The organism is Glycomyces endophyticus (assembly GCF_039531525.1).
GTDB lineage: Bacteria > Actinomycetota > Actinomycetes > Mycobacteriales > Micromonosporaceae > Glycomyces > Glycomyces endophyticus.
Map to the genome: position 1 here is coordinate 182,785 of NZ_BAAAQF010000006.1, position 14,158 is coordinate 196,942.

Annotated in this window: 13 protein-coding genes; 11 read left to right on the forward strand and 2 right to left on the reverse strand. The window is 72.4% G+C overall.

All coding sequences use genetic code 11. From position 1 onward, the window contains the following. Positions 1-51 precede the first annotated feature (51 nt). Genes ABD419_RS10910 through ABD419_RS10925 form a run of 4 tightly spaced genes read left to right on the forward strand, consistent with a single transcriptional unit; the run spans position 52 to position 3,221 of the window. Positions 52-873, forward strand: coding sequence for an ABC transporter ATP-binding protein (locus ABD419_RS10910; RefSeq protein ID WP_344485834.1), 822 nt, complete (start codon positions 52-54; stop codon positions 871-873). A gap of 1 nt (position 874) precedes the next feature. Continuing rightward, positions 875-1,552, forward strand: coding sequence for an ABC transporter permease (locus ABD419_RS10915; RefSeq protein WP_344485837.1), 678 nt, complete (start codon positions 875-877; stop codon positions 1,550-1,552). Beyond that, a complete protein-coding gene (locus tag ABD419_RS10920; protein ID WP_344485840.1) occupies positions 1,549-2,295 on the forward strand; it encodes an ABC transporter permease in 747 nt (248 codons plus the stop codon). The genes ABD419_RS10915 and ABD419_RS10920 overlap by 4 nt, the downstream gene beginning before the upstream one ends. 11 nt (positions 2,296-2,306) lie before the next feature. After that, positions 2,307-3,221, forward strand: coding sequence for an ABC transporter substrate-binding protein (locus ABD419_RS10925; RefSeq protein WP_344485842.1), 915 nt, complete (start codon positions 2,307-2,309; stop codon positions 3,219-3,221). A 39-nt stretch (positions 3,222-3,260) separates the two neighbouring features. On the opposite strand, the gene ybiA is transcribed toward ABD419_RS10925, so the two are convergent. After that, positions 3,261-3,764, reverse strand: a complete 504-nt coding sequence (ybiA, locus tag ABD419_RS10930) for a riboflavin biosynthesis intermediates N-glycosidase (protein WP_344485845.1) — start codon at positions 3,762-3,764, stop codon at positions 3,261-3,263. Between the two features lie 122 nt (positions 3,765-3,886). Here ybiA and ABD419_RS10935 point away from each other — a divergent pair, with 122 nt between their 5' ends. From ABD419_RS10935 to ABD419_RS10965, 7 genes are all read left to right on the forward strand, one after another. Continuing rightward, positions 3,887-5,563: a DUF885 domain-containing protein gene (locus tag ABD419_RS10935; protein WP_344485848.1), complete on the forward strand. Its 1,677-nt coding sequence runs from the start codon at positions 3,887-3,889 to the stop codon at positions 5,561-5,563. A gap of 477 nt (positions 5,564-6,040) precedes the next feature. Further along, a complete protein-coding gene (locus tag ABD419_RS10940) occupies positions 6,041-7,540 on the forward strand; it encodes a pyridoxal phosphate-dependent decarboxylase family protein (RefSeq protein ID WP_425556013.1) in 1,500 nt (499 codons plus the stop codon). Beyond that, positions 7,537-8,814, forward strand: a complete 1,278-nt coding sequence (locus ABD419_RS10945) for a lysine N(6)-hydroxylase/L-ornithine N(5)-oxygenase family protein (protein WP_344485851.1) — start codon at positions 7,537-7,539, stop codon at positions 8,812-8,814. Before ABD419_RS10940 ends, ABD419_RS10945 begins: the two co-directional genes overlap by 4 nt. Further along, complete coding sequence (locus tag ABD419_RS10950) at positions 8,811-9,401, forward strand: GNAT family N-acetyltransferase (protein WP_344485854.1); 591 nt, start codon at positions 8,811-8,813, stop codon at positions 9,399-9,401. Before ABD419_RS10945 ends, ABD419_RS10950 begins: the two co-directional genes overlap by 4 nt. Then, positions 9,398-11,161, forward strand: coding sequence for an IucA/IucC family protein (locus tag ABD419_RS10955; protein ID WP_344485856.1), 1,764 nt, complete (start codon positions 9,398-9,400; stop codon positions 11,159-11,161). The genes ABD419_RS10950 and ABD419_RS10955 overlap by 4 nt, the downstream gene beginning before the upstream one ends. Before the next feature lie 49 nt (positions 11,162-11,210). Continuing rightward, the gene (locus tag ABD419_RS10960; protein ID WP_344485858.1) at positions 11,211-12,041 is read left to right on the forward strand and encodes a CE1 family esterase; all 831 of its coding nucleotides are present in this window, start codon (positions 11,211-11,213) and stop codon (positions 12,039-12,041) included. A 55-nt stretch (positions 12,042-12,096) separates the two neighbouring features. Beyond that, a complete protein-coding gene (locus tag ABD419_RS10965) occupies positions 12,097-12,864 on the forward strand; it encodes an SDR family NAD(P)-dependent oxidoreductase (RefSeq protein ID WP_344485861.1) in 768 nt (255 codons plus the stop codon). Here ABD419_RS10965 and ABD419_RS10970 read toward each other — a convergent pair. Next, on the reverse strand, positions 12,861-14,132 hold the full coding sequence (locus ABD419_RS10970) for an MFS transporter (RefSeq protein ID WP_344485864.1): 1,272 nt from the start codon (positions 14,130-14,132) through the stop codon (positions 12,861-12,863). The two genes, ABD419_RS10965 and ABD419_RS10970, sit on opposite strands and share 4 nt — an antisense overlap. Between the last annotated feature and the right edge of the window lie 26 nt (positions 14,133-14,158).

Genomic DNA, 14,158 nt, shown 5'->3' on the forward strand with positions numbered 1-14,158 from the left:
GTGCGGACGGCGGCCGGGGAACCGCACCGTCCGTGCACCGGGAGCAGGCCGATGATCGAGTTCCGCAACGTCACCAAGCGATTCCCGGACGGGACGGTGGCGGTCGACTCGTTCGACCTCGTCATCCCCTCGCGCAAGACCACCGTGTTCGTCGGGTCCTCGGGCTGCGGCAAGACCACGCTGCTGCGCATGATCAACCGGATGGTCGAGCCGACCTCCGGCACCGTGGCGATCGACGGCGAGGACGTGGCCGCGAAGCAGGCGGTCGCGCTGCGCCGCAGCATCGGCTACGTGATGCAGAACAGCGGCCTCATGCCGCACTTCACGGTCGCCGAGAACATCGCGACCGTCCCGCGGCTGAACGGCGGCACGCGGCGGGCCGCCCGGTCGCGCGCGCTGGAGCTCATGGACGTCGTGGGCCTCGACGCCTCGATGGCCGACCGGTACCCGAGCCAGCTGTCGGGCGGGCAGCAGCAGCGCGTGGGCGTCGCCCGCGGGCTCGCCGCCGACCCGAACATCCTGCTCATGGACGAGCCGTTCGGGGCCGTCGACCCGATCGTGCGCGCCGAGCTGCAGACCGAGCTGATCCGGCTCCAGAAGGAGCTCGACAAGACCGTGGTGTTCGTGACGCACGACATCGACGAGGCGTTCCTCCTCGGCGACCAGGTCGCCATCCTCGCCAAGGGCGCGGAGCGGCTGCAGGTCGGCAGCCCGAGCGAGATCACCGAGCGCCCGGCCGACGACTTCGTGGCGGCGTTCATCGGCGCTGAGCGCGGCAAGCGCGCGCTGCGCGTGAAGCGGACCGAGCACGGCGCGGTCCTGGTCGACGCCGAGGGCCGCACGCAGGGCGTCCTCGTGGAAGACGGGGCCTGACGTGGAGTGGGTGACCGACAACCTCGACCTGATCGGCTCCCTGACGCTCGACCACCTGCGGCAGAGCGTCATCGCGATCGTCGCGGGGTTCCTGCTGTCGCTCCCGCTGGGCTGGGTCGCGTGGCGGTACCGGCTGCTGCGCGGCTGGGTCATCACCGTGACCGGGCTGCTGTACACGATCCCGTCCCTCGCGCTGCTGATGATCCTGCCGGTGGTCGCGGGCTATCCGGCGACCAGTGAGACGAACCTGGTGATCGCCCTGACGATCTACGCGATCGCGATCATGGTCCGCGCCGTCACCGACGGCCTCGACTCGGTCGACCCGGCGGTGCGCCGCTCGGCCACCGCGGTCGGCTACGGCGACGCGCGCCGGTTCTGGGCCGTGGACCTGCCGCTGGCCGGGCCGGTGATCCTCGCGGGCCTGCGGGTGACCGCGGTCAGCACGATCTCGCTGGCGACCGTCGGCATCCTCGTGGGGGTCACGAACCTCGGCTACCTGTTCACCAACGGCCTCCAGCGGCGCATCATCGCCGAGGTGCTGGCCGGGATCGTCGCGGTCGCGGTGATCGCGCTCCTGGTGGACCTGCTGCTCATGCTCGCCGGCCGCCTGCTGATGCCGTGGGTGCGCAGCAAGACGCCCGCGCGCCGGTCGGCCGTCCCCGCGGAGGCCGCCGCGTGAACCTCCTCGGCGACGCCTTCGCGTGGCTCACCGCGCCCGAGCAGTGGACCGGCCCGAACTCGCTCCAGCACCTGCTCCTCCAGCAGCTGTACTACACGGCGATCGCGGTCGCGATCGCGGCGCTGATCGCGGTGCCGCTGGGGTGGGCGATCGGCCACACCGGACGCGGCCGGGAGGTGGCGGTCGCGTTCGCGGGCGCCGCCCGGGCCGTGCCGTCGTTCGGGCTCCTGGTCCTGCTCGTGCTGGTGTTCGGCGTCCTGCACAAGCCGGAGGCAGCCACGGTCACGTTCGTGATCCTCGCGATCCCCTCGCTGCTCGCCGGCGCGTACGCGGGGTTCGAGGCGATCGACCGCCGGGTCGTCGACGCCGCGCGCGCGGTCGGCATGACCGAGGCGCAGATCCTGTGGCGCGTGGAGGTCCCGCTGGGGCTGCCGCTGCTCGTGGGCGGGTTCCGCTCCGCGGTGCTCCAGGTGGTCGCGACGGTGACCATCGCCGCGTACGTCAACCTCGGCGGGCTGGGCCTGCCGATCATCACGGGGCTGAGCCTGCGCCGCTACGAGGTCGTGCTCGGCGGTGCGGTCCTGGTCGCCGTGCTCGCGCTCGTCCTCGACGCGCTGCTGGCCCTCGCGCAGCGGGCGGCGGTGCCGCGCGGTGTGCGGGCCGGCCGCGGCGAGCACGTGACCGGGCCGCGACGGCGCCCCGGACCCGACCTTGAACCCGAACCGAGCCCACACCCATCTTGAGAGGAATACCCATGTTCAGAGTGCGAGGCACTCGTGCCGTCATGGCCGCCGCGGCGGTCCTCGGCACCGCGATCGCCTTGACCGGCTGCTCCTCCGACGACCCGCTCGGCGAGAACGAGTCGTCGGGCGAGGCCGCGGAGGGCGCGATCGTGATCGGCTCCCAGGCGTACTACTCGAACGAGATCGTCGCCGAGATCTACGCGCAGGCCCTCGAAGGCGCCGGCATGGAGGTCGAGCGGCGCTTCAGCATCGGCCAGCGCGACGCGTACATGCCGGAGGTCGAGAGCGGCGCGATCACGCTGTTCCCGGAGTACTCCGGCAACCTGCTCCAGTTCCTGGACCCGGAGACCACGGCCCGGTCCCCTGAGGACGTGTACGCCGCGCTCCAGGAGGCCCTGCCCGAGGGGCTCGCGGTCCTCGACCAGTCGACCGCGTCGGACCAGGACTCCTACACCGTGACCGGCGACTTCGCCGAGGCGAACGGCCTGGTCTCGATCGCCGACCTGGCGAACGTGTCAGAGACGCTGACGCTGGGCGGCCCCCCGGAGCTCGCCGAGCGGCCCTACGGCCCGACGGGCCTGGAGGAGACGTACGGCGTGTCGGTCGAGTTCTCGGCGACCGGCGACACCACGGTGGAGGACCTGGTGGCGGGCACGGTGAACGTGGCGAACGTGTTCACCGCCGACCCCCGCATCCAGACCGACGACCTCGTGGTCCTGGAGGACCCGGAGTCGCTGTTCCTGGCGTCGAACGTGGTGCCGCTGGTGAGCGAGGAGATCGAGGGCGACGTCGCCGACGTGATCAACGCGGTGAGCGCGGCCCTCACGCCGGAGGGCCTGGTGGCGCTGAACGTGCAGAGCACGGTCGACCAGGCGTCCACTCCGGACATCGCCGAGCAGTGGCTGTCGGACAACGGCCTGAGCTAGACGCATGAGAAAAGGCCGGTCGATCCGACCGGCCTTCTCTCATGCGCGCAGTCGGGCCCGGGCCTCCATGAGGGCCTGCCCGAGGAGGTTGAGGCCGCGCCAGGTGCCGGGGTCGGCGGCGCGGGGGTCGTCGTCGGCGAGGCCGATGCCCCAGATGCGGTCCACGGGGCTGGCCTCGACGAGGACGCGGTCGCCGGTGCCGAGCAGGAACGCGAGCAGGTCGGGGTCTTGGCCGAACTTGAGCACGTTGCCGCGCACGACGATCCCGAGCCGTTCGGCCTCCCAGACGTCCTGCTCGTAGCCTCGGACCTGGCGCCCGATCTTCTGGGCCTGGCCGGGGTGGCCCGAGTCGAGGACGCGCTCGGCGGCCTCGGTGTCGCCGAACAGCCATGCCTTGTGCGCCATCATGTAGTGCTCGGCGGTGGCGAACCGGCGGCCGTCGTCGTCGAACGCACTGGGCCACCACTGGCTCAGGCACCCGCGCCCGACCCGGCCCCCGGGTTCGGCCTTCTGGTTCCAGAAGTAGAGGTACTTGACGGACATCGCGCCAGCTTCGCACGCGGCGCGCCTGGCGCGCAACGGCGTTCCCATGCGGCCCGAGCGGCGGCGACAGGCCACTTGCCGAGCGGCTAGTATCGGTGGCACCTCAGTTTGGAAGGGTGCACATGGGCGATCCTCAGCTCGCTGCGCTGGCGCAGCGGTACTTCGACTTTCATCTGGCCGACAACCCCATGTCGGCCAGCTTCTACGGCATCCCCGGGTACGACCACCTGCTGGGCGATCCGAGCCGGGGCGGTGACGCGGTGCGGCTGGCGCACCACGCGGAGGTCCGGGAGGGGCTCGCGGCGGTGGACGCGGCGGGACTGGAGGGGCAGGACCGGATCACGTACTCCATGCTCGGGCGGCTCGTGGACGACCAGTCCGCGGTGATCGAGGCGAGGCTCGGGGAGGTGGCGCTGAGCAACACCATCTCGGGTCCGGTCTCCTCGATGCTGTCCTCGCTGCCGCGCCAGAGCCTCGACTCCGAGCAGCGGAGCCGGGACTACCTGGTGCGGCTCGGGCAGGTCGGGGACCACTTCGACGCGGTCCTGGAGCGGTACCGGCAGGCCGGGTCCGAAGGGCGGCACCAGACCCGGAGCGGGGTGCTGGGTGTGATCGAGCAGTTGGACGACTACCTCGCGACCGATATAGAACGGGACGTCCTGGCGGCGCCGGACCCGGCGGGCGTGGACGCCGGCGAGTGGAAGGCCGAGGCCCGGGCGCTCGTCGCCGAGCGGGTGCGGCCCGCGCTCGCGCGGTGGCGCGAGGCCCTGGAGGCCGAGCTGCTGCCGGTCGCGCGCGGCGACGAGGCCGTGGGCGTCTGCCACGTGCCCGGCGGCGAGGACGGGTACCGCGCGGCGTCGCGGCAGTTCACCACCACCGACCTCGACCCCGAGGAGGTGCACCGGATCGGGCTCGAGGAGGTCGAGCGCAACCGCGCCGACTTCGCCGAGATCGGGGCGCGCGCGCTCGGGACCGGCGTGGTCGCCGAGGTCGTGGCGCGGCTGCGCGACGACACCGGACTGCGGTACGAGACCTCCGAGGAGATCGTCCGCGACGTCACGGCCGCCCTGCGCCGGGCCGAGGCCGCGCTGCCGACCGCGTTCCTGGACTACGAGATCGCGCCGTGCTCGATCGAGCCGATCCCCGAGCACGCGGCCAAGGGCTCGACCCTCGCGTACTACACCGTCCCGGCCTCCGACGGCTCGCGGCCGGGCACCCACTGGGTGAACACCTATGCGCCGCAGAGCAGGGCCCGGTACGAGTACGAGGCGCTCGCCTTCCACGAGAGCGTCCCCGGCCACCACCTGCAGTTCGCCCTCGGCCAGACCCTCCAGGACCTCCCGCAGTTCCGGCAGTTCGGGTACGTGACGGCGTTCGGCGAGGGCTGGGGCCTGTACACCGAGCGGCTGTGCGACGAGATCGGGCTCTACAGCGGCGACCTTGCGCGGCTCGGCATGGTCTCGTTCGACGCGTGGCGGGCCTGCCGGCTCGTGGTGGACTCGGGGATGCACGCGTTCGGCTGGTCGCGCGAGCGCGCCGTGCAGTACATGCGCGACAACACCGCCCTGTCCGAAGTGAACATCGCGAACGAGGTCGACCGGTACATCGCCTGGCCCGGCCAGGCGCTGGCGTACATGATCGGCCGCAAGCACATCGAGGGCCTGCGCGGGCGCGCCGAGCGGGAGCTCGGGGCGGCGTTCGACCTGCGGCACTTCCACGACCGGATCCTGACCAGCGGTTCGATCCCGCTGGAGACGATGACCGGCGTCGTGGAGGCGTGGATCGCGGAAGCGAGGTAAGTCTCCCTCCGAGGGGGAGATGCGGACCGGCGGCGGGCCTCGGGGCCCGCCGCCGGTCTCGTTGCACCCCAGGGAAAACAGGGCGGAGGGCGGGGCGCTGAGCTGCGGTCGCGGTCCGGGCGCTGTCGGATTGGTGACAGACAGTGCCCGGTCGGTATTGGATGATTCATGCGCGGCGGCGACTCCCCCCGGGCGCCGCCGCAACTCCCCTACGACGGCGCGCGGACGGAATCGCCGCTGCGATCGCGTTGCGCCGCAATCACCTTGGACCCTCCTCAAGGGAGGTCGTCCGGCATTGGCCGCAATTTCACGCAAATGCCGATTAGCGGAAATCCGGTCGGAGAACCGTGGAGAACATCACCATTCGGGATGAGCCCTTCCGCCCGTCGAGCACTTAGGTTAGCCTAACCTACACGTTCCCCGGCATTCCGAGAGACCGTCCCTCCGTGATGAACCACTGAAAGGTGACCCTCCGTGCTGACAAGCGCCGACCTCCGCCCGGCTCCCGTGCCGCGCAACCGGACCGACCCCCCGGCCCTCCTCGGCCGCGACTCGGCGGCCGCCTACCGCGGCCTCGTCGCCGACGTCGCCGGCCGCCTGGCCGAACGGTTCGCCACGGTCGAGCGGCCCTGGACCGGCGCCGCCCCGGCGGCGCTCGCCCCCGCCGTCGCGGCCGTCGACCTCGACCGCCCTCTGGAGTCCTTCGAGGCCGCGTTCGACGAGGTCGGGGGCCTCTACCTCGACGACGCCGTCTGGTTCCACCACCCGCGCTACCTCGCCCACCTCAACTGCCCCGTCGCGCTCCCGGCCGTCGCCGCCGAGACCGTGCTTGCGGCCGTGAACACCTCGGTGGACACCTGGGACCAGAGCGCCGGGGGGACCCTCATTGAGCAGCGGCTCATCGACTGGACCGCCGGGCGCATCGGGCTCGGCCCCGACGCCGACGGCGTGTTCACCTCGGGCGGCACGCAGTCCAACCTCCACGCGCTCCTCCTCGCCCGCGACGAGGCCGTCGAGGCCGTGCTCCTCAAGCACCGCATCGAGACCGGCACCCCCATGCGCGGCGTCGAGGTCCTCCCCCGGCTGCGGTTCTTCGCCTCCCCGCACTCGCACTTCTCGGTCGTCAAGGCCGCCAGGCTCCTCGGCCTCGGCGAGGACGCCGTCGTCACCGTGCCCGCCGACGACTGGTTCCGCATGAACCCCGCCGCCCTCGACGCCGCGATCGAGACCTGCCGCGAGCAGGGGAACGTGCCCGCCGCCGTCGTCGCCACCGCCGGGACCACCGACTTCGGGTCCGTCGACCCGCTCGGATCGATCGCGGAGATCGCCGCGGCGCACCGGGTCTGGTTCCACGTCGACGCCGCGTACGGCTGCGGCCTGCTCGTCTCGCTCGCCCACCGGGACCTGCTGGCGGGCGTCGAGGCCGCCGACTCGGTCACCGTCGACTACCACAAGTCGTTCTTCCAGCCGGTGAGCTCCTCCGCGCTGCTGGTGCGCGACCGGGCCTCGCTGCGCCACGTCACGCACCACGCCGACTACCTCAACCCGGCCGAGGGGGCGGTGCCGAACCAGGTCGACAAGAGCCTCCAGACCACCCGCCGCTTCGACGCGCTCAAGCTGTGGATGACGCTGCGCACCTTGGGACCCGACGCCGTCGGCGCCATGTTCGACCGAGTGTGCGCGCTCGCGGACGAGGCCTGGGACTGGCTCGCCTCCGACCCGCGCTTCGAGGTCGCCGCGCCGCCCTCGCAGCTGTCGACGGTGCTGTTCCGCCTCGCCGGGGCCGACGACGACGCGCACCGCCGCGCCCGCGAGGCCCTCGCCGCCTCCGGCGACGGCATGGTCGCGGCCACCCGCGTCGAGGGCCGCATCGCGCTCAAGCTGACGCTGCTCAACCCCGAGACGGTGCTCGACGACGTCGTCCCCGTGCTGGAGGCGCTCGCGCGCCACGGCAAGACCGCGCGGGAGGCCGCGTGAGCGCCGTCCGCGACTTCATCGGGATCGGCCTGGGGCCGTTCAACCTCGGCCTCGCCGCGCTCACCGCGCCGGTCGCCGGCCTCGACGGGATCTTTCTGGAGCGCAAGCCGAACGTCGACTGGCACCCCGGGATGCTCATCGAGGGCACGACCATGCAGGTGCCGTTCATGGCCGACCTCGCGACCCTCGCCGACCCGACCTCGCCGTACACGTTCCTGAACTACCTCAAGGAGCAGGGGCGGATCTACCCGTTCTACATCCGCGAGTCGTTCTTCCAGCTGCGCACCGAGTTCCAGGACTACCTGCGCTGGGCCGCGCGGAAGATGGACAACCTCCACTTCGACCGGGACGTCACCGCGGTGGCCTGGGAGGACGGCGCCTACGCCGTCACCTCCGAGGGCCCCGGCGGCGAGCGCACCGACCGCGCGAAGCGCCTGGTGCTCGGCACCGGCACGCCCGCGTGGGTGCCCCCGGCCTGCCGGGAGCTGGAGTCCGACACCGTCTGCCACGCCTCCGAGTACCTGGAGCACCGCGAGCGGCTCAAGGCCTGCAAGTCGATCACCGTGGTCGGCTCGGGCCAGAGCGCCGCCGAGATCTACCGGGACCTGCTGGGCGACATCGACACCGGCGGATACGAGCTGAACTGGGTCACCCGCTCCCCGCGGTTCTTCCCGCTCGAGTACACGAAGCTGACGCTGGAGATGACCAGCCCGGAGTACGTGGACTACTTCCACGGCCTGCCCCGCGAGCGGCGCGACGAGCTCAACCAGGCGCACAAGGGCCTGTACAAGGGCATCAACGCCGAGCTGGTCAACGACATCTACGACGTGCTGTACGAGAAGCGGTTCGCGATGGGGGCCGTCCCGACGCGGCTGCTCACCAACTGCACGGTCGAGAAGGCCGCGGGCTGCGGGAGCGTCCGGCTCGGCGTCAGGCAGCACGAGCAGGACCGGAGCTTCGACCTGGTGACCGAGGGGCTGGTGCTCGCCACCGGCTACAGTTACCGCGTCCCCGCGTTCCTCGACGAGGTCAGGGACCGGCTCCGCTTCGACGCGACCGGCCGCCTCGAACCCCGGCGCGACTACAGCGTCGACAGGGCCGGGACGGGCGAGGTCTTCGTGCAGAACGCCGAGCTCGCCACCCACGGCTTCACCGCCCCCGACCTCGGCATGGCCGCCTACCGCAACTCCTGGATCATCCGGTCGATGACCGGCCGGGAGGTCTACCCCGTCGAACAGCGAATCGGCTTCCAGGAGTTCGGAGCACCGTCATGAACGCGGCGATGAAGGCCCCCAAGACCTTCTACCACCTGCACGAGCGCCTCGGCGACTTCGGGCTGCGGCCCGTCGACCCGCCGACCGACTCGCCCCTGCTGCACGAGTGGGTCACGCACCCCAAGGCCCGGTACTGGATGATGCAGGACGCGGCCGTGGCCGACGTGCTCGCCGAGCACGAGGCCATCGAGGACGACCCGCACCACTTCGCGTACATGGGCCTGTACCACTACCGGGCCCGGTTCCTCGTGGAGGTGTACGACCCGGCCCACTCGGAGCTCGCGTCGGTGTACGACCCGGAGCCGGGCGACGTCGGCATGCACGTGCTCACCGCCCCCGCGGACGTGCCGATCCCCGGGTTCACCAGGGGCGTCATGACCGCGGTGATGCACCTGCTGTTCGACGGGTTCCGCGCCGAGCGCGTGGTCGTCGAGCCCGACACCGGGAACGAGGCGATCCACCGCCTCAACGAGCACGTGGGCTTCCGTCCCGACAGGACGGTGAGGCTGGCGGGCAAGGACGCGCTGCTGAGCTTCTGCACCCGCATGGACTTCGAGCGGTCCGCCGCCAAGGGAGTGAACGCATGAGCGCCGTCGACCACCTGACGCCCCGGCTGTGGCAGGAGGCCACGAGGCACCTGCTGGCCAAGGCGATCGGCGAGTTCGCGCACGAGCGGCTGCTCGTGCCCGTCAAGGACGGCGACGCATACGCGCTCGGCGCGGCGGGCGCGGCCGAGCGGTACCGGTTCGCCGCGCGGCGATTCCGGCTCGACCACTGGGTCGTCGACCCGGCCTCGATCACCCGCACCGCCGGCGGCGTCGAGCGCGAGCTCGACGCGGCCGCGTTCTTCCTGGCGTTCCGGGGCGAGCTGGGCCTGAGCGACGCGGTGCTGCCGGTGTACCTCGAGGAGGTCGCGGCCACGGTCAACCGCGGGGCGTTCCAGCTCTCGGAGGACCAGCCGACCTCGGGCGCGCTCGTCGGCGCGGGCTTCCAGGCGATCGAGGCGGCGATGACCGGCGGGCACCCGTGCTTCGTGGCCGGCTCGGGCCGGCTCGGGTTCACCGCCGAGGACTACCGGGCGTACGCGCCCGAGGCCGGCGCGGGCGTGCGGCTCATGTGGCTGGCGGCGCGGCGCGAGCACGCGATGTTCGCGTCCTCCCCCGAGCTGGACTTTGAGTGGCTCCTGGACACCCAGGTCGACGCCGACTCCCGCGAGTACTTCGCGTCGGTGCTCACCGACCAGGGACTGTCCTATGAGGATGTGTACTTGATCCCGGTGCACCCGTGGCAGTGGCGCAACAAGATCGCCGTGACGTTCGCGCCCGAGATCGCCGCCGGGCGGCTCATCCCCCTCGGCGAGGGCCACGACGAGTTCCAGGCGCAGCAGTCGATCCGCACGTTCTTCGACCGCACCGACCCGGGCCGCGACTACGTCAAGACCTCGCTCTCGGTGCTGAACATGGGCTTCATGCGGGGCCTGTCGACCGAGTACATGGAGGTCACGCCCGCGATCTGCGACTGGGTGGCCGACCTCGTGCACGGCGACCCGACCCTGAAGCGCCACGGCGCCACCGTGCTGCGCGAGCGCGCGGCCGTCGGCTACCGGCACCCGGCCTACACGGCCGGGGCGCCGAAGGGCTCGCCGTACCGGAAGATGCTCGCCGCGCTGTGGCGCGAGAGCCCGGTCCCCAAGCTCGCCAAGGGGGAGCGCGCGGCGACCATGGCGTCGCTGCTGCACGTCGACCGCGACGGGAAGCCGTTCGCGTCGGCGCTCATCCGCCGGTCCGGGCTGCGCCCGGCCGACTGGCTGCGCGGGTACCTCGACGCGTACCTGGTGCCGCTGGCGCACTGCCTGTACAGGTACGGACTGGTGTTCATGCCGCACGGCGAGAACGTCATCCTCGTGCTCAAGGACGGGGCCGTGGAGCGGGTGTTCCTCAAGGACATCGGCGAGGAGTGCGCGGTCCTGGAGCCGGCGACCGAGGTGCCGGAGGCGATCGCGCGGATCAGGGCCGAGGTGCCCGACGAGGTGCGGGCGCTGTCGATCCTCACCGACGTCGCGGACTGCTTCCTGCGGTTCCTCGCCCCGATCCTGCACCTCGACGGGGTGCTCAGCGAGGACGAGTTCTGGCGCACGGCGGCCGAGTCGCTCAAGGACTACCAGACCGCGCACCCCGAGCTCGCCGGCGCGTTCGAGCGGTTCCCGCTGTTCGACGACGCGTTCCGGCTCTCGTGCCTGAACCGCCTGCAGCTCAAGAACAACCAGCAGATGGTGGACATCGAGAACCAGGAGGAGAGCCTGATCTACGCCGGACGCCTCGACAATCCGCTGGCGCCCTGGCGCTGACGGCGCCGACCGACCGCGGTCCAGAGGGGATCGGGGGTACGCTCCCACCATGAGACCCCTCACGCTCGCCGCGGCGGCGCTCGCCTGCGCGGCGCTGCTCGGCGCCTGCGCCGAGTCGCCCGACGAGGCTGCCGACGCGGCGCCCTCCCCCGAGCCCGTCGAGTGCGAGACCGGCGAGTTCACCAGGGTCGAGCACCTTCCCCTCGGCGAGCACTCCTACTCGATGTCGTTCCCGTGCACCGAGGAACCGCTCGCCGCGGTGATCGCGCTCCACGGCATGCCCGGCTCCGGCGCGGCGGTCCAGACCGCGTCGGGCCTGGACGGCCTCGCCGAGTCCGAGGGGTTCATCGCGGTCTACCCGTCCGACCCCGAGCAGCAGTGGGACGCGGCCGCGAGCGGCGCCGACACCGACTTCCTCGGCGCGCTCGTCGACGAGCTCGTGGCGGCCCGCGGCGCCGACCCCGACCGGATCTACCTGGCCGGGTTCTCCAACGGCGGCGACATGGCCGTCGCGGCCGCGGTCGGCCTGGGCGACCGGATCGCCGGGGCCGCGGCCGTGGTGCCCTCCGGCACCGGCGGCGTGCTCGGCTCGGTCGCGACCGTGGCGACCCCGGTGCCGCTCATCGCGTTCATCGGCGAATCCGACCCGCGCGTCGCGGGCGCGTCGGCGCTCGCCACCTGGCGCGACGAGTCCGGGTGCGCGGCGTCGGGCACCGACGCGGGCGAGGGCTGGAGCAGCGAGACGTGGGCCTGCGAGGGCGGCGTGCCGATGGTGGAGTACCTCGTGGACGGCGGGCACGAGTGGTTCGGGAGCGAGCGGGCCCCCGTGCCGCTGTGGGCGAGCCGGACGATGTGGGAGTTCTTCACCGGCCTCGGATAGGACCGCCCGCAGCGGTCGGCACGGGCCCTGGACACGGCACGCCAGAATGAACGGCATGCAACTGAACAGTCCCGTCCTCATCACCGGAGCGAGCCACGGCCTGGGCCAGGCCACCGCCTCGCTCCTGGCCTCCCAAGGGGTCCCGCTGGCCCTCTGCGCCCGCAACGCCGCGCCGCTGCACGAGTTCGCCGCGAAGCTGCGCGCCGAGCACGACGTGCAGGTCGCGGCGCGGGCGCTCGACGTGAACGACGCCGAGATGCTGACCGAGTTCGTGCACGAGTCCGGCCGCCGCCTGGGCGACCTCGGCGGCGTGGTCGCGAACGTCGGCGGCGCGCGCGGGCGCAGCCTGATCGACACCGAGGCCGACGACTGGGCGTACACCATGGGCGTCAACGTGGTGAACGCGATGACGGCGCTCAAGGCGGCGCTGCCGCAGCTGCGGCGCACCCGCGGCGCGGCCGTCCTGGTCTCCTCGATCTCCGGCTCGAAGCCCTCCCCCGGGCTCGCCTACGGCTCGACGAAGGCCGCGCTCAACCACGCGGCCACGGTGCTGGGCCGGGAGCTGGGCCCGAGCGGCGTCCGCGTCAACGCGGTCGCGCCCGGGTCCATGCTCATCCCCGACCGGAACTGGGACCGGCTGCGCGTCGCCGACCCCGGCCGCTACGAGGCGTTCCTGGACGAGTTCCCGTCGAAGGAGCTCATCGACCCGAAAGACGTCGCCGAGGTCATCGCGTTCCTCCTGTCGGACAAGGCGAAGGCGGTGAACGGCGCCGTCGTGCCGGTCGACGGCGGCCAGAACGCCCCGAGCGCCTACGGCTACTAGGCGGGCCCCTCCGCGGGCTTCGGCGGCACGATGCGGCCCATGAGGAACGGGACCACGCACAGGGCGACGACGGCGCAGCACACGCAGAGCATCCCGTAGCCCGCGTACTCCACGATCGGGCCGGACGCGATCCCCGCGCCCATGGCGGCGAGGCCCATGACGAGGTCGGAGAACCCCTGCGTGGACGGGCGCCGCGCCGGGGTGACCGCGCCGGTGACGAGCGCGGCCGAGCCGACGGTCATCGCCGACCAGCCGAGGCCGAGCAGGACCAGGCCGATCGAGAGGCGCACGTGGCCGTCGGCGGGCGAGGACCCGGCGACGGCGCACGCCGCGACGAGGACCGCGGTGCCGCCCACCAGGACCGGGCGGGCGCCGTGCCGGTCGACGAGGCGGCCGACGACCGGCGCGAGCGCGTACATGCCGCCGATGTGGAGGCCGAGGATCACGCCGACGACGGTGAGCGCCTGCTCGGGGTCGGCCATGCCGTGCCGGATGTGCAGGGCGGTCATCGCCATGACGCCGACCATGACGAAGTGGCCCAGGGCCGCGGCGACGACGCCGGTGCGCACGGCCCGGTTGGTCGTCGCGGTGCGGTACCCGTCGGCGATCGAGCGGCGCGGCGCGTCCGTCTCGCCGCTGAGCTCGCGGGCGGTCAGCAGCGGGTCGGGGCGCAGGAACACGCCGATGACGGCGGCGGTGAGGACGCACAGGAGGCCGATGGCGACCATCGACCCGACGTAGGCGGGGCCGCCGACCCACGCCGACCACCAGCGCTCGGCGAGACCGGCGACCGAGGGGCCCACGACCGAGCCGATCGTGGTGGCCCACACGACGATCGCGAGGTGGGAGCCGCGGCGCGCCTCGGGCGCGAGGTCCGCGGCGGCGTACCGGGACTGGAGGCCCGCGAACGACGCCGAGCCGAGCAGGAAGTAGCCGCAGACGACCAGGGCCGCGTTGTCGAGGTGGATCGCCCCGACGATGACGAGGGTGCCCGCGACCGCGCACGCGTAGCCGAAGGCGAGCCCGCCGCGGCGGCCGAACCGCTCGGTGATGCGCACGGCCGGGACGACCACGAGCGCGGAACCGCCGACGAACAGGCTCTGGCCGAGGCCGGCGTACGTGGAGGAGCCGGTCATGTCCTCGATGAGGAGCGCGCCGACGGCGATCCCGATGCCGACGGCCAGGCCGCCGAGGATCTGGGTGGTGAAGAGGGTCCTGAGAACGCGTTTCTGGAGTTGCGTCGTGTCCGGTTGTGCAGCAACGGTCACGGGGGTTTCCTTTCTGGAGTTGTCGG

Coding starts and splice junctions, on each gene's coding strand:
- ABD419_RS10910 (WP_344485834.1), top strand. CDS start 52: ATGATCGAGTTCCGCAACGTCACCAAGCGATTCCCGGACGGGACGGTG.
- ABD419_RS10925 (WP_344485842.1), top strand. CDS start 2,307: ATGTTCAGAGTGCGAGGCACTCGTGCCGTCATGGCCGCCGCGGCGGTC.
- ybiA (WP_344485845.1), bottom strand. CDS start 3,764: ATGTCCGTCAAGTACCTCTACTTCTGGAACCAGAAGGCCGAACCCGGG.
- ABD419_RS10935 (WP_344485848.1), top strand. CDS start 3,887: ATGGGCGATCCTCAGCTCGCTGCGCTGGCGCAGCGGTACTTCGACTTT.
- ABD419_RS10950 (WP_344485854.1), top strand. CDS start 8,811: ATGAACGCGGCGATGAAGGCCCCCAAGACCTTCTACCACCTGCACGAG.
- ABD419_RS10955 (WP_344485856.1), top strand. CDS start 9,398: ATGAGCGCCGTCGACCACCTGACGCCCCGGCTGTGGCAGGAGGCCACG.
- ABD419_RS10960 (WP_344485858.1), top strand. CDS start 11,211: ATGAGACCCCTCACGCTCGCCGCGGCGGCGCTCGCCTGCGCGGCGCTG.
- ABD419_RS10965 (WP_344485861.1), top strand. CDS start 12,097: ATGCAACTGAACAGTCCCGTCCTCATCACCGGAGCGAGCCACGGCCTG.